This window comes from Candidatus Rokuibacteriota bacterium, assembly GCA_030647435.1.
In the GTDB taxonomy this organism is placed as follows: Bacteria; Methylomirabilota; Methylomirabilia; order Rokubacteriales; family CSP1-6; genus AR37.
The window spans coordinates 1-24657 of sequence record JAUSJX010000167.1 but is presented as its reverse complement, the minus strand read 5'-3'; the positions used below and the strand labels follow the sequence as shown (position 1 = coordinate 24657).

The following is a 24657-nucleotide window of genomic DNA, read 5'->3' as shown; positions in this document are numbered from 1 at the left end:
ATGCACGCGAACGCCTACCCGATTCTGCTCGTCGAGGATTCTCCGGATGACGCGCTCCTGATCCAGCGAGCCTTCCGCAAGGCAAACCTGGCGAATTCGGTTCAGCTGGTCCGGGACGGCGAGGAGGCGGTGGCCTACCTCAAGGGTGACCCGCCCTTTTCCGACCGGCGCCAATTTTCCCTGCCGGTGCTCATGCTACTGGATCTCAAGCTTCCGCGGCGCTCGGGGCTCGAAGTGCTCAAATGGGTCCGCCAAGACGGCACCCTCAAGCGGTTGCCCGTGGTGGTGCTGACATCCTCACGCGAGAGTGTCGATGTCAACCGCGCGTATGACCTTGGCGTCAACTCGTACCTGACCAAGCCGGTGGGCTTCGAGGCCCTGCTGGAGATGGTCAAGAGCGTGAACCTCTACTGGCTGATCCTGAACGAACAGCCGGAGATTGGCCGGGCATAAAACGCTAATGGACGACCAGTTCCGGATTCTGCTCATCGATGACAGCTCGGATGATCGTGTGCTTATCCGCCGCGCCCTCGAGCAAGAGTTCGAGCCGTTGGAGGTATGCGAAGTCGGCGATGCCGAGGCGCTCGAGCGTGCTCTGAACGCTGAGCCCTACGATCTCGTTATCACCGACTACAACATGGGGTTCACGGACGGGTTCACCCTGCTGGATACCATAAAGGCCCGATGGCCGGACTGCCCAGTGATTCTCTGCACGGGGACCCTGACTGAGGAGATCGCCGTGGCGGCGTTACGCAAGGGGCTGGACGATTATGTGCTCAAGGACCAGCAGCGCTTTCTTCGCATGCCGGCGGCGGCCCGGAGCGCGGTGGAGCACGCTCGGCAGCGTGCCGCCGCGCGGGCTGCCGAGGTCCGCTACCAGGCCCTGTTCGAGGGCGCCCCGGTTGGGCTCGTCCGGTCGCTGCCGGACGGTCGCATCCTCGCCGCGAATCCGGCGGCGGCTCGCATCTGGGGCTATCCCGATGTGGCGTCGTTTCTCCGGATCAACTCGCGAGAGCTGTTCACGGACACGGAAGATTGGGGTCGATTATCGGCGATCCTCGAGAGCCAGGATACCGTGCACAACTTTGAGATTCACGGGCGGCGCGGGGACGGGACGCTGGCCTGGGTGACCGCCAGTGTTGGGCTGGTGCGAGACGCCGGCGGGTGTGTGCTGCACTCCGAGTGGAGTTTCCAGGACATCACCGAGCGCAAACAGCTCGAGGCGCAGCTTCGACAGGCCCAGAAGATAGAAGCCCTTGGCCAACTGGCAGGCGGCATCGCCCACGACTTCAACAACCTGCTCACTGTCATCGGGGGCCGCAGCAGCCTCCTGCTCCGGAAGCTGCGCCCGGATGATCCGGCGCGCAGGGATCTCGACCTGATCGAGAAGACCACCCAACGGGCCGCCGGTCTCACCCGCCAGCTCCTCGCGTTTAGCCGCAAGCAGGTCCTGGAGCCGAAGCCGCTCGATCTCAACGCGCTTGTGGCCGGCGTGGCGCCCATGCTGAAACGCTTGATCGGGGAGCATATCGAGGTCGTGATCGTGCCGGGCAGCGGCCTTGGTCACGTCATGGCCGATCCCGGGCAAGTCGAGCAAGTAGTCATGAACTTAGTCGTGAATGCTCGGGACGCGATGTCGGACGGCGGGATGGTGAAAATCAAGACCGCGCGCCGAGACGTGCAGGAGGCTGCTCTCCATGCGCAAGGCCATGTGCCTCCAGGCCGGTATGTCACCCTGAGTGTTCAGGATACGGGGTGCGGGATGGATTCGCTGACCCTGGCACGGATCTTTGAGCCGTTCTTCACCACTAAAGAACCGGGCAAAGGAACCGGCCTTGGCCTCTCAACCGTACACGGCATCGTGCACCAAAGTGACGGCTACATTGGAGTCGATAGCGCACTAGGCCGCGGGACGACCTTCACGACCTACCTGCCTCGGATTACGGAGCCGGTTAACGCCACGGAAGCTCCGAAAGTATCGCCGCGAGATCTGATGCGAGGGACTGAGACTGTTCTGCTCGCCGAGGACGACGAGGAAGTGCGGCGGCTCGCGTCCGAGATCTTGAAGACGTGCGGCTACACGGTCCTTGAGACAGGCGATCCGCTCGAAGCACTCACCATCGGGGAACGGCGGAACGGAGCCATTGATCTGCTCCTGACGGACATGGTGATGCCGGCGATGCCTGGATCCGAACTGGCGCAACGCCTGGCCACTACGTGCCCCGGGCTGCGCGTCCTTTACATGTCAGGGTACACGGACGAGATGATCGCCGCGGCTGCTGCAAGCGGGCCTGCTCGATTCCTTCTGCGCAAGCCGTTCACCCCAGACGACTTGGCGAGAAAAGTCCGCGAGGCACTGGCGCGGCGCTAGAACGGCTATCCTCCGCTCCCAACCGTCGAATTGTGAACGCCACTCGGGCGCCGGGGACGGCTTAGTCGCAACCGCCTTCGGCCCGCGGCGTACCCGCCGGCTTTCTATTGATAATCTCTAGGTTACCGACGGCACGACGAGCACGTAGCTCCTTGGCTCGTAATCGACCACAACGTCCTGACGCCCGCCCTTTTCGAGGAGGCGCTCGCCGGCTACATCGAGCCGGTGCTCCACGTGCCGCCAGAGCTCACGCCGCGGGCGGCGGAGGCCGTGCGCGAGCTCGCGTCGCGGGGTGTCGCGCGCGGCATCATCTCCAACACCGGCCGGACTCCGGGCGTCATCCTGCGGCGGGTCCTCGAGCGGCACGATCTCCTGCGCCATTTCACGGCCGTCGCCTACTCCGACGAGGTCGGCTACCGTAAGCCCGACGCCGAGATCTTCCGGCGAACCCTCGCGGAGCTCGGCATCGGGGCGGGTGAAGCGGCCCACGTCGGTGACAATCCCGTCGCCGACGTGCAGGGGGCGCAGGGCGTCGGGATGCGCGGCGTCCACTACGCTGCTGCCGGGCGGCCCGGCGCCACCCATGCCGATCTGATCGTCGCCGACCTCGGCGATTTGGCCTCACGACTGATGCGCTGACGGCTTTTTCGTGTTGCGTCATTCCTTTGCGGCGGGTAACATCCTTCCCCGTCATGGACGTGGCGTCGCTGAGGGCAAAGATCCGCGATATCAAGGACTTCCCCACCGAGGGCGTTCTCTTCAAAGACATCACCACGCTGCTCAAGGACGGGCCGGCGTGGGCGGCAGTGATCGAGCATCTGGCCGCGAAGTACCGGAAGGGCTCGGTCGACGTCGTGGTCGGTGTAGAGTCGCGCGGGTTCATCTTCGGCGGCGTGCTGGCGCGAGAGATCGGGGCGGGCTTCGTGCCCGTGCGCAAGAAGGGCAAGCTCCCCGCCGCGGTGATCGAGGAAGAGTACGAGCTCGAGTACGGCCGGGATGTGCTCGCCATCCACGAGGACGCCATCACCAAGGGCCAGACGGTCCTGGCCGTGGACGACCTCCTCGCGACGGGCGGCACGATGGCCGCGACGCTGCGCCTGGTCGAGCGGCTGGGAGGCGCCGTGGTCGCCTGCGAGTTCCTGATCGAGCTGAGATTTCTCAAGGGGCGCGAGCGGCTGAAGGGCTACCGCATCGAGTCCCTCATTCAGTATGATTAAGGAGTTGGCAGTATGACTAAAGAGTTGGCAATATGACTAAGGGGTCGGCAGTACGATTCCTTGCCACGATCGAGGTCGGTCCGGCTATGATGGGGCGGGTGATGGATAGTGGCGGGCGTGACGGAGGGCTGCATGACTAGGCGGATTGTGATCGTGCTCTTGCTGTCGGCCGCATTGGCGGGGGGCATCAGCACGCCCGCCGCCGCCGAGGAGGTCCGCCAGGGTCTCAACGCGCCGATGATCCTCCAGATGCTCTCGCGGCCCGTCGAGAAGCCCGAGTCGGTGATGCGGGAGATGCTCCGACCCGACGCGGTCCAGGCCAAGCCCGTGCGCTTCGACCAGCCGCAGGTGATGCCCGACGGCTCGGTCCGGTACGGCACCGACGCCGCGTCGGTCACGATGACCATCAGGAACCCGTGCCCGCCAGGCGATGTCGAGCACGAGATGATGGCCCTGCGGTCGCTGCCCGGCCGCGGCCGCAAGTAGCCCGCCGCCGCTTCGCGTCGCAATCCGCACCTCGCCCGGAGGAGGTCGCTCGCGTATGGCCATCAAGCAGGTCGGTGTGATCGGTTGCGGGCTCATGGGTTCCGGCATCGCGCAGGTTTCGGCGCAGGCCGGCTTTCCGACCGTGGTGATCGAGGCCAACCAGGCCTTCCTCGACAAGGGGCTGGATGGGATGCGCAAAAGCCTCGAGGGGCTCTGCGCCAAGGCCAAGATGGAGGAGCGGGCCAAGGACGAGACGCTGGGGCGTCTCAAGGGCTCGACCCAGCTCGAAGACCTCAAGGACTGCGACCTCGTCATCGAGGCCATCACCGAAAACCAGCTGCTGAAGAACGAGACCTTCGCCAGGCTCGACGCTATCTGCCGGCCTCACGCGCTGCTGGCGTCGAACACCTCCTCGTGCAACGTCACCGCGATGGCCGCCGCTACGAAGCGCCCGGGGCAGGTGCTGGGACTGCACTTCTTCAATCCGGTGCCGCTCATGAAGCTCGTGGAGGTCGTGCAGTCCATCCTGACCGACGACGCGACGGTTGCGGCCGCCTTCGAGTGGGTGCAGGCCGTCGGCAAGGTGCCGGTCAAGACCAAGGATTCGACCGCCTTCATCGTGAACCGGCTGCTCGTGCCCTACCTCCTCGACGCCATCCGCGTCTACGAGGGCGGCCTCGCCACGCTCGAGGACATCGACCAGGCGATGAAGCTCGGCTGCGGATACCCGATGGGGCCGTTCACCCTGCTGGACCTGGTCGGGCTGGACACGACCATGTTCGTCGCCGAGGTGATGTTCGAGGAGTTCCGCGAGCCCAGGTACGCGCCCCCGCCGCTCCTCAAGCGCATGGTGATGGCGGGCAGGCTCGGGCGCAAGACTGGGCGCGGCTTCTACGACTACAGCCGGAAATAACCGACTGGCGCCACCGGGCAACGCCGCCCATGCACAATCTCTTCTATCTCAGCGACGAGCAGCGGGCCGTCCGCGATCTCGCCCGAGAGATCGCCCGGGAGCGCATCGCGCCGCTGGCCGCCCGCGTGGACGAGACCGGCGAGTACCCTCACGACCAGCTCGCGGTCCTGGGCAAGCAGGGGCTCATGGGCCTGCACATCCCCGAGGCCTACGGCGGCACGGCCGTCGGCTCGCTCGCCTTTTGTCTCGCGTCAGAGGAGGTCGCCTCGGCCTGCGCCGCGACCTCGACCATCTTCATCGTCCAGAACCTGGGCGGCTACGGCTACACGCGGGAATTCCCGGTCGAGCGCTACATACGCGACGCCAAGATTACCCAGATCTACGAAGGCACCAACCAGATCCAGCGTATGATCATCGCCCAACAGCTCATAGGAACGCTCTGACAAGGGGGTCGTGATGCGAGAGCACCGGACAGGCAAAGGCACGGATCGCAGGACCTTCCTCAAGACGGCGGGAGCCGCGGCGGGCGCGACGGCGCTCGCGGGCTTTCCCGCGGTGCTGCGGGCGCAGGCGCCCACCTTCAAGGTCGGCGTCGTCCATCCCGTGACGGGGCCGCTCGCCGAACCGGGGCAGGCCTCCCGGCTGGGCGCCCAGATGGCCGCCGACGCCATCAACGCCGCCGGCGGGATCAAGGCGCTGGGCGGGATGAAGCTCGAGCTGGTGCTCGGGGACACCCAGACGAAACCCGACGTGGGGCGGACCGAGGCCGAGCGCGTGATCAACCAGGGCGCGCAGATGTTGATGGGCTCCTTCGACTCCGGCAGCACGGCGGCCATGGTCCCCGTGACGCAGCAGCGGCGCATACCGTTCCTGGTCGACATCGCCGCGGCCGACCCGATCACGGCGAATGTGGCCAAGGCGGTCAAGGAAGGGCAGCAGAAGGTCCAGTACGTCTACCGCAACTTTCCAACCGGGTCGTCCTTCGGCCGGAAGGCCGTCCAGTACTTCGGCGAGATCTTCAAGGAAGCCGGGGTCTCGCCCAAGCGGGTCGTCCTGATGTACGCCAACGACCTGTTCGGCCAGAACAACGCGAAGGGCTTCCAGGCCGCGCACGCGGCGGCGAAGCCGTCCTGGGACATCGTCGACGTGATCCCGTGGCCGGAGCCACCCCAGGATCTCTCGACGGAGGTCTCGCGCGCCAAGGCGGCCAAGCCCGACGTCATCGCGCCCATCACGCGCCCGGCCAGCGCCCAGCTCCTGCTGCCCGAGATCCGCAAGCAGCGGCTCGACATCCTGGGGATCGTCGGGCCGGGGAGCCCCGGTCTCTACGAGGCCGGCCAGCTCGCCGCCTTGAAGGAAGACCTGGAGTACGTCATGAGCTGCCTGCCGTGGGCAAACTTCAAGAACCCGCGCACCCAGAAGGTGGCGGAGGACTACCTGAAGCGCTCGGGCGGCAAGACGTTCGATACGAACTCCGGGTACTCCTACGACGGCATGATGCTCATCGCCGACATCCTCGAGCGCGCGAAGTCCGCCGATCCGGACACCATCGTGGAGGCCATCAAGAAGACGAACTACACGGGCGGCCTGATGCAGTATGCCGGCCCGGTCGTCTTCAACGAGATCGGCGACAACCCCAACGCGATCACGACCATGGTGCAGATCCTCAACCAGAAGCCCGTCGCGGTGTGGCCCAAGGAGGCCGCGCTCCAGAAGTTCGTCTTCCCGCGTCCCAAGCGTTGACCGCCGGCGGGCCCCGGCCGGGAGGGCAGTAGGGTGGATCCGACCCTCATCGGACAGGGCCTGCTCAGCGGCTTCCTCTTCGGCGGTGTCTACAGCCTGATGGCCGTCGGGCTCACCCTGATCTTCGGGGTGATGCGCGTCGTCAACTTCGCCCACGGCGACATGATGGTCTGGGGCATGTACCTCGCCTGGCTGCTCGCCTCCCGCGCTGGGATCGACCCCTACGTGGGCTTCGTCGTCTGCGGCGCGGCGCTCTTCCTGTTCGGGTTCGCGGTTCAGCGGGGACTCGTCGACCGCATCGTGGACGCGCCGCACGAGATGCAGATCCTCCTGATGCTCGGCGTCGCCCTCGTCCTCGAGAACGCCGCGCTGGTCGCCTTCGGTCCCGATCCGACGCGCGTGCGCTCGCCGCTCAGCCAGTCCACCGTGTGGCTCGGCCCCATCTTCGTCGACCTGGCCCGCCTGCTGACCTTCGGGGTCGCGATGGCGCTCACGGCTGCGCTGTGGCTGTTTCTCTCGCGCACCGACCTCGGCCGGACCATGCGCGCCGCCGCCGACAACCCGTACGGCGCCCGGGTCATCGGGGCGGACGTGCGGCGTGTCTACGCCGCCGCCTTCGGCGTCGGCGCCGCCTGCGTGGGCGCCGCCGGGGCGCTGGTGTCGCCCATCTTGCCCTTCCAGCCGACGAGCGGCCTTGGGCTCTCCGTGACCTCGTTCAACATCGTCATCATCGGCGGCATGGGCAGCCTCCCGGGCGCCTTTGCCGGCGGCATCCTCGTCTCGGTCGCCGAATCCATGGGCGCCGTGTTCCTCTCCCCCTCGATGAAGGAGCTGGTCAGCTTCGGGCTCCTGATCGCCATCCTGCTCTTCCGGCCGGCCGGCCTCTTCGGCAAGACCACGGCCTGAGCCCCCGCATGAAGCTTGCCGCGCTCCTGGCCGTGGCAGTCCTCGTCGCGCTGCCGTGGGTCGTCAGCTCCTACGTGGTCACCGTGCTGATCTTCATCTTCTTCTACGCCTACCTCGGCCAGGCCTGGAACATCGTCGGCGGCTACGCGGGGCAGCTATCCGCGGGGCACGCGGCCTTCGTCGGCGTCGGCGGCTACGCGGCGGCCCTCCTGTCCATGCACGCGGGGCTCACGCCCTGGATCGGCATGTGGATCGGCGGGGTGCTGGCCGCGGCGCTCGGGGCGGTCATCGGCTATCTGGGCTTCCGGTTCGGCCTGCGCGGCTTCTACTTCGTCCTGCTGACGGTCGCCTTCGCCGAGATCTGCCGCGTCGTGGCGTTGAACGTCGACGCCGTCGGCGGTGCGCTCGGCCTCTACATCACGTTCACGGGCAACCCGCGGCAGTTCCAGTTCCAGGACAACCGCGTCTACTACTACGTCGCCCTCGCGCTCATGCTGGGAGCGACGGCGCTCGTGTGGGCACTCGAGCGCCACCGCCTGGGCTCGTACCTCATGGCCATCCGCCAGGACGAGGGCGCTTGCGAGGCCTTGGGTGTGGACACCTTCCGCTGCAAGATGCTGGCGATGGTGCTGTCGTCCTTCCTCACGGGCGTGGGCGGGACGTTCTACGCCTTCTACCTCTTCTCGCTGCAGCCCAACGCGGTCTTCGGCATCCCGCTGTCGGTGGAGATCATCATCCGGCCCATCGTGGGCGGCGCCGGCACGGTGCTGGGCCCCATCATCGGCTCGTTCATCCTGAGCCCCCTCGCCGAGATTTCGCGCACGTACTTCTCGCAGGGCGGCTGGAACGGCGCGCACCTGATCGTCTACGGCCTCCTGCTGATCGCCGTGGTGCTGTTCCTGCCCCAGGGCGCGTACCCGGCGCTCCTGCGGCTCGCGCGGAGGCGGTCGGCATGACCCTGCTCGAGGTCTCGGGACTCAGCAAGCGCTTCGGGGGTCTCCAGGCCGTCGGCGGCCTCGACCTGTCCATGGCCCAGGGCGAGATGCTCGGGATGATCGGGCCCAACGGGGCGGGGAAGACCACGGTCTTCAACCTGCTTTCGGGCTTCCTTGCGTCCGACTCGGGAGAGGTTCGCTTCCGCGGCCGCCGCCTCCACGGCCTCAAGCCCCACGAGATCTGCCGGCTCGGGCTGGCGCGCACCTTCCAGATCGTCCGGCCGTTCCCGCAGCTCTCCGTCGTCGAGAATGTCAGGATCGCGGCGCTCTCCCGGCATCCCGCCATGGGGGAGGCCCTCGATGCGGCGCGGGCCGTCGTGGAGCGCGTCGGGCTCGGCGCGCGGCTGCGCGAGCCCGCCGCGGGGCTGACGCTCGCCGACCGCAAGCGGCTCGAGCTGGCTCGCGCGCTCGCCACGGAACCAACTCTGCTTTTACTCGACGAAGTCATGGCCGGCCTCAATGCGACCGAGATCGACACCATGGTCCGGCTGGTCGGCGCCATCAACGCGGGCGGGGTGTCCGTGCTGCTCATCGAGCACAACATGCGCGCCGTCATGTCGCTCTCGCACCGCATCGTGGTGCTCTCGTTCGGCGAGAAGATCGCCGAGGGTCCGCCGCGAGCCGTCGCCGCCGACCGCCGGGTCATCGAAGCCTACCTCGGGGAGGAGTATGTCCACCCTGCTGCGCCTTGACGGGATCCAGGTTGGGTACGGCGATATGACGGCCGTCCACGAGGTCTCGCTCGAGGTGCGTGAGGGCGAGACGGTGGCGCTCATCGGCGGCAACGGGGCGGGGAAGACGACGACGCTCCGGGCCGTCTCCGGCCTGCTGCCGCTCCGCAGCGGGAGCATCGAGTTCGCCGGCGAGCGCCTCGACGGTCTCGGTCCCGCGGGCGTCGTCGCGCGCGGCATCGCGCACGTACCCGAGGGCCGCCAGCTCTTCCCCACGATGACGGTCAGAGAGAACCTCGAGCTGGGCGCCAGGTCGGTCGACGCGCGCCGGCGCCGGGCCGAGACGCTCGCGTGGGTCTTCGATCTCTTCCCGCGGCTCTCCGAGCGGCAGAGGCAGGTGGCGGGCACGCTGTCGGGCGGCGAGCAGCAGATGTGCGCCATCGGCCGCGGGCTCATGGCGAAGCCGCGTCTTCTGATGCTGGATGAGCCCAGCCTGGGTCTGGCCCCCGTCGTGGTGCGAACGATCTTCGACGATCTGGAGCGCATCAACCGGGGAGGCTTGACCATCCTGCTGGTGGAGCAGAACGTCCTGCGCGCGCTCCAGCTCTGCCACCGCGGCTATGTCCTCGAGAACGGGCGAATCGCGCTCGAAGGCGCGCGCGAGGTCCTGCTCGCGAGCCCCCACATCAAACAGGCCTACCTCGGCCTCTAACCCAGGCCGCCGATAAGGGCCCATCTGCTTCGTTGGCGCCCTCGGCCGCACGTTCGACGTACAGGAGTACGCCTCGCGTGCGGCGTTCGGGCGCCGCCTCGCATCAGGACCCTTCTCAGCGGCCTGCGGGTCAATAGACTCGGGGCAGTTTCGCGAAAGTTGCCCTCGTGGGCCGTTCTGCATATGCTGGTCTGACCGGGTGTGAGGAAGCCCGGCTCCCCTCATGCGCTCCTCGACACGGGATCTTCTCTTTGGAGTCGCGCTCGGCGCACTGGCGCTCTCCGCGCTGGGCGCGGGCGGCGTCGCGGTCGCCCTCCGCCATGTCTCGCTCGCGCGAGAGCAGGCGGCGGCGCGCGCCCAGGAGTCGGCGGCCATGCTCGTGGCCGACACGCAGGCTGCGCTGCACCGCGAGGCACGGCTGCTCGCGCGAGACCCGGCCCTTGTGGACGGCGTCGCCAAGGGCGACTGGGCGACTTTGGCCCGAGGCGTCTCGCCGCGTCTCGCCGCCGTCACCCTCGAGCGGGTTGCCGATTTCGTCTCGGTCCTCGACGTCGCGGGGAGCGCGCTCCTCCAGGTGCCCGCACTGCCGCCAACGCCCATTCCCGACCCCGCGGCCATCAGCGCATCGCCGCCTGGGCTGACGGTTCTCAACAGCCATCCCTATGTCGTCGCGGCGGTCCCCGTGGTCGGCCCGGCCGCGGGGAGCGCGGGGGAGACCCGGCCCGCGGGTTTCGTGGTCATCGCCCGCCGGCTCGAGAACGTGGCGCCGCTGGCCGCGGGAGCTTCTGCCCGGCCCGGCATGCTGTTCCTCGTCAATGGCCGTCCGCTCGTCTCGTCTCTCCAGCGTCCGCCGACGGCGGACTGGATCGGAGCGACAGTGGCCGGCAAGGTCAGCCTCGACGGTGGACGGGATTTCCTCGTCCGCCCCGCCGGCCGGGTCGCCGTCTCAGGGCCGGGGCGGCTCTGGCTGCTCGTCGCCGATGACGGCGAAGGCCGCCGGCGCGCTCTCGTGGGGTGGTTGACGGGGCTGGGGATATGCGGGCTCGGCAGCGCCGCGGCGGCGCTCCTGCTCTACCGCGAGCCCGGGGCGCCACGCCGGCGGGCGATTGAACCGCTGCTCGGTCCGGAGCCGTCCGATCCCGATCCGGAGCTGGCCCGGCGAAACCGCGAGCTCGAGGCTCTCAACGCCGTGGCGCTCAGCATGGGCCGCTCGGCCGACGTCGTCGCCACCGCCGGGGAGATGCTCGATGTCGTCCGCGCGCTGGCGCAGATGGACGTGGGCACCGTGCACCAGCTCGACACGGGCGACGGCACCCTGACGCTGATCGCCCAGCGCGGTCTCACGCCCGAGTTCGCGGCCCATCTCCGCGTGAGGCCGGTCGAGGGCTCCTATATGGGCGAGGCGGCCCGCGCGGGGCGGCTGATCGTGACCCACCTCGACCCGGCGTCGCTCACCGATCCCTGGCTGACCCAGCTGCAGGCCGTGCGCGCCCACCGGACGCAGCTCGCCATGCCCATCCCCGTCAAGGGGCGGACCTGGGGCGTGATGTCGCTGATCTCGCAGGAGCAGCGCGAGTTCCTGCCCGAGGAGGTCAAGGTCCTCGAGGCCGTCGCCCACCAGATCGGCCAGGTCGTCGAGCGCGCGCTCCTCCTGGCGCAGATGGAGGAGCAGAGCCGGCGGCTCGAGACGCTGGCCCGAATCGGGCACAGCCTCACTGCCGCCCGCTCGGTCGAGGACGTGCTGGCCGCGGTCGTGGGCGCGGCGCGCGGGCTCGTGGCCGACGGCGCGGCGCGGCTCGCCGTCGCCGAGGGAGACCGGCTCCGCTTCTGCGCCGAGGCGGGCCTGCTCGGGCGCCTGCCGGCGGAGCGGCCCGGCAGTCTCGCCTTCGGCGAAGGCGTCACGGGCCGGGTCGCCGCCACACGCCAGCCTGTCGTCGTCGACCGGATCGAGGCGTCGCCCGAAATCGTGGATCTCCCGTGGCTCAGGGCCGAGGGCTTCGTCTCGGGGGCCGTCATCCCGCTCCTCGTGCGCGAGCGGCTGGTGGGGGTCCTGAACGTCTTCACGCGCACGCCACATGCCTTCGTGGCGGCCGACATGGACCTCCTGCTCTCATTCGCCAGCCACGCCGCCATCGCCATCGACAATGCCCAGCTCTTCACCGAGGCCCAGCAGAGCGCGGCGCGCTATCGGGCGCTGTTCGAGGTCAGTGGGGCCCTCGCGTCTTCGCTCGAGCTCGACCAGATCCTCGACATCATCGTCGAGCGCTGCCAGGGCCTCACGGGCGCGGCGGCGGTCGGGATCTTCCGTGCCGAGCCTGACACCGGCCTGTTGACCTACGCGCGGGCCACGGGCGTCTCGAGCGAGTTCCTCCGCGGCCTGCGCGTGCGCGTGGGCGAAGGCACCGCCGGCCGCGCCCTTCGCGAGCGGAGCCCCGTCTGGACGGCCGACATCCTCAACGACCCCGCGATCCCGCTGTCCACGGACACGCGCATCCTGGTCGAGCGCGAGGGCTACCGGGGCGTGCTCTCGGTGCCCATCTTCATCAAGGGCGAGCCCTATGGGGGCCTGACCGTGTACTGGTGGCAGCCGCACCCGGTCTCAGCGGCGGAGATCGAGGTGATGACCGCGCTGGGCGGCCAGGCGGCCGTCGCCATCGAAAACGCCAGGCTCTTCGCCGACGAGCGGAGCGGCCGCGCGTCTCTCTCAGCGTTGCTCGAGGTGAACAAGAAGATCGGCCTGCTCGCGCCCACGGACACGCTGCTCACGGGCGTGGCGGAGGAGGCCATGCGGCTGCTCGACGTGGACAACGCGGGCTTCCGGCTCCTCGAGGGCGACGAGCTGGTCGTGGCGGGGCTGGCGGGCGCCGCGCCCTCGACCATGCGCCGCCCCCGCATCAAGGTGGGCGAGAGCCTGTCCGGCAAGGTCGTCGCCGATGGGCGGCCGATCATCGGTCACCTGGACGCCCTGCCCGGCCTCATTCCGGAGCACCTGGCCGCCGACCACCGGCTGGGCTACACGCACTACATGGGGCTGCCGCTCCGCGTGGGCGAGCGCATCATCGGGGTGCTCACGTTCCGCGCGCGCCGGGCCTTCAGCCGCCGCGACCAGGAGGTCGCCGAGGCCTTCGCCGGGCAGGCCGCGGTCGCCATCGAGCACGCGCGGCTCTACCGCGAGGCGGCGCAGCAGGCCGAGCGGCTGCGCTCCCTGGCCCGCCTGAGCCAGCTCGTCTCCTCCTCGCTCGACACGGACGAGGTACTGGGAGGCATCGCGCGGGCCGCCGCCGACCTCATGGGCGTGCCCGTGGTCTCCGTGTGGGTCGCCGAGCCGGAGAGCGAGACGCTGCGGGTACGGGCGTTCTCGGACGAGCCGATGGGAGCGACGTACCCGCTTCGGACCATGGCCTTCGGCCAGGGCCCCATCGGGGTGGTGGCGGTGCAGCGCCAAGCCCTGTCCATCCCGGATGCGGTGGCCGACGGCCGGCTGCTCGCTGAGTCGTGGTGGCGGGAGCACGGGCTGACGAGCTTTCTCGGCGTGCCCATCGTGTTGCAGGACCAGCTCCTGGGCGTCCTGGCGCTGTGCGGGCGCGCGCCGCTTCGGCTCGGCCCCGACGAGCGCGAGCTGCTCGAGAGCTTCGTCGCCCAGGCCGCCGTGGCCATCCGCAACGCCGGTCTGTACGCCCAGACCACCCAGCGCCTCGAGCAAACGCGCTCGCTCCTCGAGGTGGCCGAGATCCTCAACTCGACCCTCGAGCCGCGCCGCATGCTCAAACAGGTTGCGCAACGGATCGCCCAGGTCTGCGGCGTGGACCGCTGCAGTATCGAGCGCTGGGAGGGCGACCACGTCATACCGCTCATGTCGCAGTTCGCGGACGGGCGCAGGGAGCCGGCGCTCTGGGCCGCCTTCGAGACCATGGTGGACGACCTTCCGCGCGAGGTCCCGATCCACGCCCAGGCCATCGGGATGCGCCGGCCCGTGATCGTCGCCGACGCCTCGGACACCGACCTGATCCCGCGGGCGTGGGTCGACGCGTTCCACATCAAGTCCTACATGGTCGTGCCGCTCATCCGGCAGGACGAGGTCATCGGCGTGATGGCGCTCGACTACATGGAGCGCGTCACCCCGTTTGAGCCGTGGCAGCAGGACCTCGGGATGGCCATCGGCAACCAGGTTGCGCTCGCGCTCGAGAACCAGCGCCTGTACGGGCTCGTCCAGGAGCGGCTGCGGGAGGCGACGACGCTCCTGGCCGTCAGTCGGGCGCTCTCGGAGCCTGAGGGCGCAGGGGAGGCCCTGCGCCGAGTGGCCGCCGAGGTCGGCCGCACGCTCGGCGCCGACATGGTCGGCGTCTACACCCAGTCGGCCGACAAGAGCGCGCTGGTCCCGGCGGCGGGCTGGCACGTGCCCAAGGCCTTGGTGGAATCCTTCCTCGCGCACCCGTTCGTGCTCGAGCGCATGCCCGCTCTCAGTCAGCTGTGGCACGAGGGGCGGGGGGCTTGGTCGGCGGACGTGAAAAACGATCCCCGCATGGACCAGCAGCTCTTCGAGGGCATCGGCTCTCACTCCGTTCTCTTCGCGCCCGCCCTAGCCGGCGGCGAGCCTGTTGGCGGGGTGTTCCTCGTCTGGTGGGAGGCGGGGCGTTCCTTCCCGCCGCAGGAGGTGCGCCTGATCGAGGGCGTGGCCTCCCAGGTCGGGCTGTTCCTGGAGAACGCCGACCTCACGCGCCAGACGCGGCTCCGGCTCGAGGAGAGCGAGGCGCTGCTGTCCGAGCTGTCGGTGCTCCACGACCTCTCCCGCACCGTCACGGGCCAGCTGCGCCAGGAGGACGTGGTCGAGGCCATCCACCGCCAGGTGGCGCGCCTTCTCGACACCCGCCACATGGTCCTGGCCGTCGTGGACGAGGCCACGGCGGAGATGGTGCTGCTCCTGCGGACGCAGGACGGCGTCCGCGACGTCGAGCTGCCGCGGCGCTCCATCCATGAGCGGATAGGCCTCATGGCCAGCGTCGCGACCTCGGGCCGGCCCATCCGGACGGACGACTACCTCGGGGAATGCGCCCGCCGCGGCATGGAGCCCGCGCAGGCCGACCACGTCGTGCCGCACTGGATCGGCGTGCCCATGTTGGCCGGCTCCCAGGTGGTCGGTGTCCTGGCCCTGCGCAGCGGCGACCGGTCGTTTTCCAAAGCCGACGAGCGCGTGCTCACCAACATCGCGGGCCTGGCGGCGCTGGCGCTTCGCAGCGCGCGGCTCTACCAGGACCGCACCCGCGCTTACGAGGACCTCGCGCTGGCCCAGGACCAGCTGGTGCGCAGCGAGAAGCTCCGCGCGCTGGGCGAGATGGCCTCGGGCGTCGCGCACGACTTCAACAACCTCCTCGCCGCCATCCTGGGGCGCGCGCAGCTGCTGCTGCACCGCGTCGAGGACCCGACCGCGCGCCAGTGGCTGCAGATCATCGAGCGCTCGGCGGCGGACGGGGCCAAGACGGTGCGGCGTCTCCAGGAGTTCACGCGCATCCGGCGGGACCAGCCGGCCGTGGCGGTGGACCTCAACCAGGTCGTCCGCGAGGCGATCGAGCTGACCGAATCCTCCTGGCGTCTCGAGCCGCCGCGGCGCGGGATCGTCATCCAGGCCGCCACCGAGCTCGCACCCGACCTGCCGGCGACGATCGGCGACCCGGCCGAGCTGCGGGAGGTGATGACCAACCTGATCCTCAACGCGGTCGACGCCATGCCGCGCGGCGGCACGCTCACGGTCTCGACCGCGCTCCGGGGCGAGTCGATCGAGCTCCGCGTCGTCGACACGGGTGTCGGAATCCCCGAGGCCGTGCGGGGCAAGATCTTCGACCCGTTCTTCACGACCAAGGGCCCCAAGGGGACGGGCCTCGGGCTGTCCATGACCTACGGCATCCTCTCGCGGCACGGCGCGACCATCACCGTCGACAGCCAGGAGGGGCAGGGAACGGCGTTCACCCTGTTCTTCCCCGTCGGCGTCACGCCCAAACCGCAGGCTCCCGACCTCGGCGCGGTGCCGCCCGGGGTGACGCTGCGCTGCCTCGTGGTCGACGACGAGGAGGCCGTGGGCGACATGCTGGCCGACGTGCTCCGCTCGGCCGGGCACACGGTCGTCGTCGCGCGCAGCGGCGCCGAGGGGCTCTCGCGAGTGAGGAGTGAGCCGCTCGACCTGGTCTTCACCGATCTGAGCATGCCCGGCATGACCGGCTGGGAGCTCGCCCGCGCCGTGCGCGACGCGGCGCCGGGCCTGCCCGTGATCCTGGTCAGCGGCTTCGCGGTTGAGGTCTCTCCGGAGGAGCTCCAGGCCAGCGGCGTGCATTCGGTGCTCGCCAAGCCGATCAACATCGGCGAGCTGATCGATGCCGCCTCCGCGATCCGGCCGCGCGGGGAGCCGGGAGGCGAGCGGCCGTGACCAGCCCCATCATCACCGAGGCGGTGCGCGCCCTCGTGGACCGGAAGGATCTCTCGCGCATCGAGGCGGCGGCGGCCATGGAGGCGATCATGTCGGGCGCGGCGACGAACGCCCAGATCGCCGCGTTTCTCACCGCGCTCCGGATGAAGGGCGAGACGGTGGAGGAGCTGATCGGCTTCGCCCAGGTGATGCGCCAGAAGGCGGTCAAGGTCCGAACGCGCGCGGGCGAGGTCGTGGGGGCGACGGGCACCGACCGCGAGATGCTGATCGACACCGCGGGCACGGGCGGAGACGCATCCGGGACGTTCAACGTGTCCACCGCCACCGCTTTTGTCGTGGCCGGGGCCGGGCTCAAGGTCGCCAAGCACGGCAACCGCTCAGTGTCCTCGCTCTGCGGGTCGGCCGACGTGGTCGAGACGCTCGGCATCAACATCGAGCTCCCGCCGGCAAAGGTCGGCCGCTGCGTGGACGAGGTCGGGATCGGCTTCCTCTACGCGCCGCTCCTGCACACCGCGATGAAGCACGTCATGGCGGCGCGCCGCGAGATGGGCATCCGCACCGTCTTCAACATGCTGGGCCCGCTGACCAACCCCGCCGGCGCCAACGCCCAGATCATCGGGGTCTATTCGGACGCGCTGACGGAGCCGCTTGCCCGCGTCCTGGCCGAGCTCGGCACCGTGAGAGCCTTCGTCGTCCACGGCGCCGACGGGCTCGACGAGATCTCCAACACCGGCCCGAGCCACATCTCCGAGGTGCACGAGGGCGTGGTCCGGAGCTCGACCGTGCGCCCCGAGGACTTCGGGCTGCCGCGGGCGTCCATCCAGGACCTGCACGGCGGCGATCGCGAGGAGAACGCCCTGATCATCCGCCAGGTGCTGGCGGGCGAAGCCGGGCCGCGCCGCGGCATCGTGCTGATGAACGCGGCGGCGGCCCTCGTGGTGGGCGGCAAGGCACGCGACTTCAAGGAAGGCGTGGCGCTGGCCGCGCAGTCGATAGATTCGGGAGCGGCCGCCGCCAAGCTGGCGGGCCTGGTCGCCCTCTCGCAGCGCCTGGCCAACGAATAGCGCCCTCTCGGGCGCCCCTTGACCGGGGTCCGGCCCCCCGGGTACAATTCTTCCGGTCGCCGTAACTGCCCGTCCGGCCTGACTGGAATCCCGTCCCGCAGCTCGACGTGGGAGCCGAGCGGCCGCCAGAGTTCTAGAACACTCGCGACTTTTAAGGAGGCGCCGTGCGGAGCCGCGTGCCCCGGTACCACCAGATCGCGGAAGCCCTGCGCGACAAGATCGGCTCGGGCCGGCTCGGCCCTGGCGAGCGGCTCGACAACCAGCGCCGCTTGGCGATGGACTTCGGCGTCACCCTCATGACCCTCCGCCAGGCGCTCGAGGTGCTGGAACGAGACGGCCTGATCAGGCGGCGGCACGGCCTCGGCACCTTCGTGGCGGCGCCGTCCGTCGACTACGACATCCTCCACTTCCGGGCCTTCGCCGGCGATCTCACCGCGGTCGGCGAGAACGTCGCCACGCGCTTCCTCCGCACCCAGCGCGCCCGGGCCGACCGGCAGGCCGCGCGCGAGCTCGGGCTCGGACCCGGCGCCCGCGTCTTCGTGCTCGAGCGGTTGAGGCTGGTGGACGGACACCCCACGAGCTTCCAGGTCTCGCACCTGCCCGCGGCGCTCGGCGAGGAGGTGGCGAAGGCCGACCTCGCGGTCACGCCGCTCCGCCAGGTGCTGGCCTTTAAACTCGGCATCGAGATCACCGGCGCGCGTGAGACCGTCTCCGCCGAGACGCTGCCGGCCCGCGCGGCGCGCGAGCTCGGCTGCGCGCCCGGCGTGCCCTGCTTCCGCTCCGACCGCGTCTCGACCGACGCCGAATCGCGGCCCATCGTGTACGACCGGGTGTTCATTCCCGGCGACCGCTTCCGGATCACGCGCCAACTCCACTATGACAGGAGTGCCACGGCATGAAGATTCTCGTGATGATCAAGCAGGTGCCGGACACGGCGACCCAGGTCAAGATCGGGCCGGACCCCAAGGCCATCGATACGACCGGCATCACCTGGATCGTCTCCCCCTATGACGAGTACGCGCTCGAGGAGGGGCTTCGGATCAAGGAGAAGCGCGGGCAGGGCGAGGTCGTCGCCGTTTCCCTCGGCCCCGACCGCGTCAAGGAGGCGCTGCGCTCGTGCCTCGCCATGGGCGCCGACCGCGCTATTCACCTGAACGATCCCGTGTGGGAGCAGGCCGACACGCTGATGACGGCGCGCGCGCTCGCGGCCGTGATCAAGCAGGAGGCGCCGGCATTGGCGCTCTTCGGGCGCCAGGCCATCGACGACGACATGGGCGCGGTGGGCGCGGCCGTCGCCGAGCTGCTCGGTTGGCCCTGCGCGTCCTGGATCATGGAGGAGTCGGTGGACGAGGCGGGCAAGGCCATCCGCGTCGGCCGCCAGGTCGAGGGGGGGCTCGAGCTGTTCGACCTGCCGCTGCCGGCCGTGGTGTCGGCCCAGAAGGGCCTGAACGAGCCGCGGTATCCAACGTTGAAGGGCATCATGGGAGCCAAGAAGAAGGAGGTCAAGGACATCAAGGCGGCCGATCTCGGCCTGACGGCCGAGGCGCCGGCGCTGTCGGTCATCAAGCTCGAGGCGCTGCCGCCGAGACCCCCGGGGCGCATCATCCCCGGCGAGGCGGCCGAGGCCGCCAAGGAACTCGTCCGCGCCCTTCGCGAAGACGCGAAGGCCATCTAGAACACTCAACGGGAGAAACGAATCTCATGGCGGGCTCTTTCTGGTCTCTGGTCGAGGACGACAGGCAGGGCAATCCGAAGAAGGTCATGGCCGAGGTGCTGGGCGAAGCATCGCGCCTCGCGTCGCAGATGGGCGCTCAGGCCGAGGCGGTGTGGCTGACGGACAAGGCCACCGACGCCGGCATCGCGCAGCTCGGGCAGTGGGGCGCGAAGCGCGTCCTGCTCCTCGAGAATCCCGCGTTCGCTCCGTACCGCGGGGAAGTGTGGGCCCCGGTGCTGGCGGAGCTCTGCCGGAAGGAATCGCCTCAGGTCTTCTTCGGCGCGGTGACGGCGCGGCAGCGCGAGGTCATGGCGCGGCTGGCCGCCCGCCTCGGCGCGGGGCTCTCCGCCGATTCCACGGCGCTGGCGCTCGAGGACGGCAAGCTGATCGCGACGCGGCCGGTCTACGCGGGCAAGCTGCTTTCGAAGATGACGTGGGTGAAGACGCCGTGGCTCGCGACGCTCAGGCCCAACGTCTTCAAGCCGGCCGGTTCGCAGCCGGGGGCGGCGCCCTCGGTGGAGAAGCCCGCGGTCACGCTGCCCGCCGCCGTCATGAGCCTGGTGGAGCGCCGCGAGGACTCCTCCACGGGGCTGCCGGAGCTGGCCGAGGCCGAGATCGTGGTCTCCGGCGGTCGCGGGCTCAAGGGGCCGGAGAACTTCGTCATCCTGGAATCGCTCGCGAAGGCGATCGGCGCGGCCGTCGGCGCCTCACGCGCGGCGGTGGACGCCGGGTGGCGGCCGCACCGCTTCCAGATCGGCCAGACGGGGCGCACCATCTCGCCGAAGCTCTACCTGGGCTTCGGCATCTCGGGCGCCATCCAGCACCTGGCGGGGATGCGGACGTCCAAGGTGATCTGCGCCATCAACAAGGACCCGGAGGCGCCGATCTTCAAGATCGCCGACTACGGCATCGTGGGCGACCTCTTCGAGGTGGCGCCCTTGCTGGAGCAGGAATTCAAGAAGCTCCTGGGAAAGTAGCCAGAGGGCCGCAGGCATGGCAGTTCGAGCCGAGCGGCGCAGGCGCGAGGCGAGGGCTGGGTGAAATCCCGGCGAGTCGAGTGCTGAGTTAGAAGAGGGCGATCGAACAGAGATCGGGGTACAGGGTGGACGTAGAGCTCACTGACGAGCAGAAGATGATCCAGGCGGTGGCCCGGAACTTCGCCGAGAAGGAAGTCCGCCCCATCGCCCCAGCCATCGACCGCGAGGCGCGCTTTCCGCGGGAGACCGTGCGGCGCATGGGCGAGCTCGGCCTCATGGGCATCGCCGTGGCCGAGGCCTGGGGCGGGAGCGGCGGCGACACCGTCGCCTACGCGGTGGCGCTCGAAGAAGTCTCGCGCGCCTGTGCGTCGCACGGCGTCATCATGTCGGTGAACAACTCGCTCTACTGCGACCCCGTCGCCAAGTTCGGCTCGGAGGATCAGAAGCGTCGCTTCCTGGCCCCGTTCGCCTCCGGGCAGAAGCTCGGCTGCTTCTCGTTGACCGAGCCTGAGGCGGGCTCCGACGCCACCAACCAGAGCACGCTCGCCCGCCGCGACGGCGACGCGTACGTCCTGGACGGCCGGAAGATCTTCGTCACCAACGGGAAGGAGGCCGCCGCCGCCCTCGTCTTCGCCCAGACGGACCGAGCCAAGGGCCCCCGCGGGATCAGCGCCTTCCTCGTCGAGAAAGGCACGCCGGGCTTCACCGTCGTCAAGACCGAGGACAAGCTCGGCATCCGCGCCTCCGACACGGCCGAGCTTCTCTTCGAGGGCTGCCGCGTGCCTGCGTCCTGCCGGCTCGGCGAGGAGGGGCAGGGGTTCAAGATCGCCATGACGACGATCGACGGCGGCCGCATCGGCATCGCCGCGCAGGCCGTCGGCATCGCCGCGGCGGCGTACGAGGCCGCGCTCGGCTACGCGCGCGAGCGCAAGAGCTTCGGCGTGCCGATCGGCCAGCACCAGATGATCCAGTGGATGCTGGCCGACATGGCGACGGCCATCGAGGCGGCGCGCCTGCTCACGCTGCGCGCGGCGTTCCTCAAGGACAGGGGTGACCCCTTCGGGCCCCAAGCGGCGATGGCCAAGCTCTTCGCGTCCGAGATGGCCATGCGTGTCACGACGGACGCCGTGCAGGTCCACGGCGGCTACGGCTTCATCAAGGAGTACCAGGTCGAGCGGCACTTCCGGGACGCGAAGGTCACCCAAATCTACGAGGGCACCTCGCAGATCCAAAAGCTCGTCATCGCCCGACACCTGCTCTCGGGCGCGGCGGGCAGTTGAACTTCGGGACTGAGTAAGGAGGAGATGATGGCCGAGGGCAGGGAGCGCTGGGAGAAGGAGACCTACGGGCCGTTCGTCGACGGCTCGCCGGAGAGGGTTGTGCCATACGAGTCGCTCTCCGGCATCCCCATCCAGCCGCTCTACACGCCGGAGGACCTCCAGGGCTGGCGGTACGAGGACAAGCTCGGGTACCCGGGCGAGTTCCCCTACACTCGCGGGCCGTACCCGTCCATGTATCGCGGCAAGCTCTGGACCATGCGGATGTTCGCGGGCTTCGGGAGGCCCAAGGACACCAACGTCCGGTTCAAGTACCTCCTCGAGCAGGGGCAGACGGGCCTCAGCACCGCCTTCGACATGCCCGCCCTCATGGGCTACGACGCCGATCATGCGCGCGCCCGCGGCGAAGTGGGGCGCGAGGGCGTCTCGGTCTCGACGCTCGCCGATTTCGAAGAGCTCTTCCGCGACATCCCGCTCGACCGGGTCACGACGTCGATGACCATCAACTGCACGGCCTCCGTGGCCCTCGCCATGTACCTGGCGCTGGCCGACAAGCAGGGCGTGTCGTGGGAACAGATCGGCGGCACCATGCAGAACGACATGCTCAAGGAGTTCATCGCGCAGAAGGAGTGGATCTCGCCGCCGGAGTCGGCGGTGCGCATCGTGGTGGATACGATCGAGTTCTGCTCGCAGCACGTGCCGAAGTTCAATCCGGTCTCGATCTCGGGCTACCACATCCGCGAGGCGGGCTCGACGGCCGTCCAGGAGCTCGCCTTCACGCTCGCCGACGGCTTCGGGTACGTGGAGGCGTGTGTCGCGCGGGGGCTCGACGTGGACAGCTTCGCGCCGCGCCTGTCGTTCTTCTTCGACATCCACAACGACTTCTTCGAAGAGATCGCAAAGCTGCGGGCGGCGCGCCGCATCTGGGCGACGGTGATGCGAGAGCGGTTCGGGGCGAAGAAGGCCGAGTCCATGCGGCTCCGGACCCACACGCAGACGGCCGGGGTGTCGGCCACGGCCCAGCAGCCGCTCAACAACATCGCGCGCGTTGCGATCCAGGCGCTGGCGGCGGTCCTCGGAGGCGCGCAGTCGCTGCACACCAACTCCTTCGACGAGGTGCTGGCTCTGCCCACCGAGGAGGCCGTGACCGTGGCGCTGCGCACCCAGCAGATCATCGCCGAGGAGACGGGCGCGCCGCTCACGATCGATCCGCTCGGCGGCGCCTACTTTCTCGAGCGACTGACGGACCAGATGGAAGAGCAGGCGATGGGCTACATCCGGAAGATCGACGAGATGGGAGGGATCGTCCGGGCGATCGATTCGGGATATCCGCAGCGGGAGATCGCGGACGCGGCCTACCGGTACCAGATCATGGACGACCGCGGCCGGAAGGTCGTGGTCGGCGTCAACAAGTACGTCATGGCCGACGAGAAGCCGGTCGAGTTCCTCAAGCTCGACGAGGCCATCGAGCGCGAGCAGGTCGAGAGCGTCAGGGCCACCAAGGCCTCGCGCGACACGGCCAGGGTCGAGAAGCGCCTCAAGCAGCTGGCCGACGCGTGTCGGGGCGGCCGGAACGTCATGCCCGTGCTGGTGGACGCCGTCAAAGACTACGTCTCGCTCGGCGAGATCTCCGACGTCTACCGCCAGGTTTTTGGCCTCTACCGGGAACCGATCATCTTTTAGGGGGGCGGCACCATGTCCGACGCGATCAGGATCGTCAAAGCGACGACGCACAAGCCCAAGCCGAAGGACTCGGATCTGGGCTTTGGGACCCTCTTTACCGATCACATGTTCGTCGCCGACTTCCAGGAGAAAAAGGGGTGGTACGACCCGCGGATCGAGCCGTACGGTCCGATCCCGCTCGATCCGGCCGCGGCGGTGCTGCACTACGCCCAGGCGATCTTCGACGGGCTCAAGGCCTTTCGCGGGGCGGACGGCAAGGTGCGGCTCTTCAGGCCGCAGAAGCACGTGCAGCGCATGAACCATTCTGCGGCGCAGATGTGCATCCCGCCTCTCGATCCGGAGCTGGCGCTTCGCTCGCTCGTGACCCTGGTCGGGATCGAGCGCGACTGGGTGCCGAAGACGGTCGGCACCTCGCTGTACGTCCGTCCGACCATCATCGCGAGCGAGGCTTTCCTCGGGGTGCGCCCGGCGAAGTCGTACATCTACTTCGTCATCCTCTCGCCGGTGGGCGCCTACTACCCCGAGGGCATGGCGCCGGTGAAGATCCGCGTCGAGGAGAAGCACGTGCGCGCCGTCGAGGGCGGTCTGGGCAGCGCCAAGACCGGCGCCAACTACGCCGCGAGCCTTATGGCGGGCGAAGAGGCGAAGCACGAGGGCTTCACGCAGGTCCTGTGGCTGGACGGCGTGCACCGCAAGTACATCGACGAGGTCGGGACCATGAACATCATGGTCAAGATCGCCGGCGAGGTGATCACGCCCGCGCTCGGCGGGACCATTCTGCCGGGCGTGACGCGCGACTCGGCGCTCACGCTGCTCCGCGACTGGGGCGCCGAGGTCAGCGAGCGCCAGATTTCCATCGACGAGGTTGTGACGGCCCACAAGGCGGGCACGCTCGAGGAGGTCTTCGGGACGGGCACGGCGGCCGTGATCTCGCCGGTTGGCGAGCTCTCCTACAAGGGCCACCGCATGGTCGTCGGCGGCGGGACGATCGGGCCGACCACCCAGAAGCTCTACGACGCCATCGTCGGCATCCAGTACGGCACTGCGCCGGATCCACACGGCTGGACGCTGGAGGTCTAGCCATGGCCGACTGCGTCTTCTGCATGATCCGGGACGGGAAGATTCCGTCCGCGAAGGTCTACGACGACGAGCGGACGCTCGCCTTCATGGACATCAACCCGCTCACCCGGGGGCACTGCCTCGTCGTCACCAAGGCGCATGCGGCGACGCTCTACGACGCGGAGGTGGAGGACATCAAGGCCGCCGTCGCCACCGCGAAGAAGGTCGCCGGGGCGCTGCGGAAAGCGCTCAGCCCCGACGGGCTCAACATGCTGCAGGCCAACGGCGCCGCCGCGTTCCAGTCGGTCCCGCATCTGCACCTGCACCTGATCCCGCGGTGGACGAACGACGGCAAGGGGTTCGACTGGAAGCTGGTGCCGGGGCAGCGCGAGCAGATCATGAAGGTCGGCGAGAAGGTGCGCGCCGCGCTGGGAGGCCAGGGATGACGGAG

21 protein-coding genes are annotated in these 24657 nt (G+C 69.2%); all 21 read left to right on the top strand.

Translation table 11 applies throughout. The features are described from left to right. The 21 genes from Q7W02_28155 to Q7W02_28055 all read left to right on the top strand — a co-directional run bounded on the left by Q7W02_28155 (position 1) and on the right by Q7W02_28055 (position 24652). Positions 1–453 (top strand): response regulator, encoded by a 453-nt coding sequence (locus tag Q7W02_28155; protein ID MDO8480000.1) that lies wholly within the window; start codon positions 1–3, stop codon positions 451–453. 7 nt (positions 454–460) lie between these two features. Further along, positions 461–2371 (top strand): response regulator, encoded by a 1911-nt coding sequence (locus Q7W02_28150; protein MDO8479999.1) that lies wholly within the window; start codon positions 461–463, stop codon positions 2369–2371. 234 nt (positions 2372–2605) lie between these two features. Further along, complete coding sequence (locus tag Q7W02_28145) at positions 2606–3010, top strand: HAD-IA family hydrolase (protein ID MDO8479998.1); 405 nt, start codon at positions 2606–2608, stop codon at positions 3008–3010. A gap of 53 nt (positions 3011–3063) precedes the next feature. Further along, a complete protein-coding gene (locus Q7W02_28140; protein MDO8479997.1) occupies positions 3064–3588 on the top strand; it encodes an adenine phosphoribosyltransferase in 525 nt (174 codons plus the stop codon). A gap of 132 nt (positions 3589–3720) precedes the next feature. After that, entirely contained in the window at positions 3721–4074 is a 354-nt protein-coding gene (locus Q7W02_28135) for a hypothetical protein (GenBank protein ID MDO8479996.1), read from the top strand. Between the two features lie 55 nt (positions 4075–4129). Next, the gene (locus tag Q7W02_28130) at positions 4130–4987 is read left to right on the top strand and encodes a 3-hydroxybutyryl-CoA dehydrogenase (GenBank protein MDO8479995.1); all 858 of its coding nucleotides are present in this window, start codon (positions 4130–4132) and stop codon (positions 4985–4987) included. A gap of 29 nt (positions 4988–5016) precedes the next feature. Beyond that, positions 5017–5430, top strand: coding sequence for an acyl-CoA dehydrogenase family protein (locus tag Q7W02_28125; protein MDO8479994.1), 414 nt, complete (start codon positions 5017–5019; stop codon positions 5428–5430). Positions 5431–5443: 13 nt separating this feature from the next. Continuing rightward, positions 5444–6730: an ABC transporter substrate-binding protein gene (locus Q7W02_28120; GenBank protein MDO8479993.1), complete on the top strand. Its 1287-nt coding sequence runs from the start codon at positions 5444–5446 to the stop codon at positions 6728–6730. A 33-nt stretch (positions 6731–6763) separates the two neighbouring features. After that, the gene (locus tag Q7W02_28115; GenBank protein MDO8479992.1) at positions 6764–7636 is read left to right on the top strand and encodes a branched-chain amino acid ABC transporter permease; all 873 of its coding nucleotides are present in this window, start codon (positions 6764–6766) and stop codon (positions 7634–7636) included. Between the two features lie 8 nt (positions 7637–7644). After that, positions 7645–8592, top strand: a complete 948-nt coding sequence (locus Q7W02_28110) for a branched-chain amino acid ABC transporter permease (protein MDO8479991.1) — start codon at positions 7645–7647, stop codon at positions 8590–8592. Next, positions 8589–9323: an ABC transporter ATP-binding protein gene (locus tag Q7W02_28105; protein ID MDO8479990.1), complete on the top strand. Its 735-nt coding sequence runs from the start codon at positions 8589–8591 to the stop codon at positions 9321–9323. Before Q7W02_28110 ends, Q7W02_28105 begins: the two co-directional genes overlap by 4 nt. Then, positions 9301–10014, top strand: coding sequence for an ABC transporter ATP-binding protein (locus tag Q7W02_28100; protein ID MDO8479989.1), 714 nt, complete (start codon positions 9301–9303; stop codon positions 10012–10014). Before Q7W02_28105 ends, Q7W02_28100 begins: the two co-directional genes overlap by 23 nt. 223 nt (positions 10015–10237) lie before the next feature. Further along, positions 10238–16432, top strand: a complete 6195-nt coding sequence (locus Q7W02_28095; protein ID MDO8479988.1) for a GAF domain-containing protein — start codon at positions 10238–10240, stop codon at positions 16430–16432. 8 nt (positions 16433–16440) lie between these two features. Beyond that, the gene (gene trpD, locus Q7W02_28090; protein MDO8479987.1) at positions 16441–17496 is read left to right on the top strand and encodes an anthranilate phosphoribosyltransferase; all 1056 of its coding nucleotides are present in this window, start codon (positions 16441–16443) and stop codon (positions 17494–17496) included. Between the two features lie 164 nt (positions 17497–17660). Continuing rightward, positions 17661–18395: a GntR family transcriptional regulator gene (locus Q7W02_28085; protein ID MDO8479986.1), complete on the top strand. Its 735-nt coding sequence runs from the start codon at positions 17661–17663 to the stop codon at positions 18393–18395. Then, positions 18392–19171: an electron transfer flavoprotein subunit beta/FixA family protein gene (locus Q7W02_28080; GenBank protein ID MDO8479985.1), complete on the top strand. Its 780-nt coding sequence runs from the start codon at positions 18392–18394 to the stop codon at positions 19169–19171. The genes Q7W02_28085 and Q7W02_28080 overlap by 4 nt, the downstream gene beginning before the upstream one ends. A gap of 26 nt (positions 19172–19197) precedes the next feature. After that, the gene (locus tag Q7W02_28075; GenBank protein ID MDO8479984.1) at positions 19198–20187 is read left to right on the top strand and encodes an electron transfer flavoprotein subunit alpha/FixB family protein; all 990 of its coding nucleotides are present in this window, start codon (positions 19198–19200) and stop codon (positions 20185–20187) included. 125 nt (positions 20188–20312) lie between these two features. Beyond that, positions 20313–21467, top strand: coding sequence for an acyl-CoA dehydrogenase family protein (locus tag Q7W02_28070; GenBank protein MDO8479983.1), 1155 nt, complete (start codon positions 20313–20315; stop codon positions 21465–21467). 27 nt (positions 21468–21494) lie between these two features. Beyond that, positions 21495–23147, top strand: a complete 1653-nt coding sequence (locus tag Q7W02_28065) for a methylmalonyl-CoA mutase family protein (GenBank protein ID MDO8479982.1) — start codon at positions 21495–21497, stop codon at positions 23145–23147. A 12-nt stretch (positions 23148–23159) separates the two neighbouring features. Beyond that, the gene (locus Q7W02_28060) at positions 23160–24227 is read left to right on the top strand and encodes a branched-chain amino acid aminotransferase (protein MDO8479981.1); all 1068 of its coding nucleotides are present in this window, start codon (positions 23160–23162) and stop codon (positions 24225–24227) included. 2 nt (positions 24228–24229) lie between these two features. Continuing rightward, entirely contained in the window at positions 24230–24652 is a 423-nt protein-coding gene (locus Q7W02_28055) for an HIT family protein (protein MDO8479980.1), read from the top strand. Positions 24653–24657: the final 5 nt, after the last annotated feature.

Excerpts from the sequence above, each read along its gene's own strand:
- Q7W02_28075 (MDO8479984.1), top strand. The coding sequence starts at position 19,198 with ATGGCGGGCTCTTTCTGGTCTCTGGTCGAGGACGACAGGCAGGGCAAT.
- Q7W02_28055 (MDO8479980.1), top strand. The coding sequence starts at position 24,230 with ATGGCCGACTGCGTCTTCTGCATGATCCGGGACGGGAAGATTCCGTCC.
- Q7W02_28130 (MDO8479995.1), top strand. The coding sequence starts at position 4,130 with ATGGCCATCAAGCAGGTCGGTGTGATCGGTTGCGGGCTCATGGGTTCC.
- Q7W02_28155 (MDO8480000.1), top strand. The coding sequence starts at position 1 with ATGCACGCGAACGCCTACCCGATTCTGCTCGTCGAGGATTCTCCGGAT.
- Q7W02_28060 (MDO8479981.1), top strand. The coding sequence starts at position 23,160 with ATGTCCGACGCGATCAGGATCGTCAAAGCGACGACGCACAAGCCCAAG.
- Q7W02_28095 (MDO8479988.1), top strand. The coding sequence starts at position 10,238 with ATGCGCTCCTCGACACGGGATCTTCTCTTTGGAGTCGCGCTCGGCGCA.
- Q7W02_28065 (MDO8479982.1), top strand. The coding sequence starts at position 21,495 with ATGGCCGAGGGCAGGGAGCGCTGGGAGAAGGAGACCTACGGGCCGTTC.
- Q7W02_28105 (MDO8479990.1), top strand. The coding sequence starts at position 8,589 with ATGACCCTGCTCGAGGTCTCGGGACTCAGCAAGCGCTTCGGGGGTCTC.
- Q7W02_28110 (MDO8479991.1), top strand. The coding sequence starts at position 7,645 with ATGAAGCTTGCCGCGCTCCTGGCCGTGGCAGTCCTCGTCGCGCTGCCG.
- Q7W02_28135 (MDO8479996.1), top strand. The coding sequence starts at position 3,721 with ATGACTAGGCGGATTGTGATCGTGCTCTTGCTGTCGGCCGCATTGGCG.
- Q7W02_28120 (MDO8479993.1), top strand. The coding sequence starts at position 5,444 with ATGCGAGAGCACCGGACAGGCAAAGGCACGGATCGCAGGACCTTCCTC.
- Q7W02_28125 (MDO8479994.1), top strand. The coding sequence starts at position 5,017 with ATGCACAATCTCTTCTATCTCAGCGACGAGCAGCGGGCCGTCCGCGAT.
- Q7W02_28080 (MDO8479985.1), top strand. The coding sequence starts at position 18,392 with ATGAAGATTCTCGTGATGATCAAGCAGGTGCCGGACACGGCGACCCAG.
- Q7W02_28100 (MDO8479989.1), top strand. The coding sequence starts at position 9,301 with ATGTCCACCCTGCTGCGCCTTGACGGGATCCAGGTTGGGTACGGCGAT.
- Q7W02_28140 (MDO8479997.1), top strand. The coding sequence starts at position 3,064 with ATGGACGTGGCGTCGCTGAGGGCAAAGATCCGCGATATCAAGGACTTC.
- Q7W02_28150 (MDO8479999.1), top strand. The coding sequence starts at position 461 with ATGGACGACCAGTTCCGGATTCTGCTCATCGATGACAGCTCGGATGAT.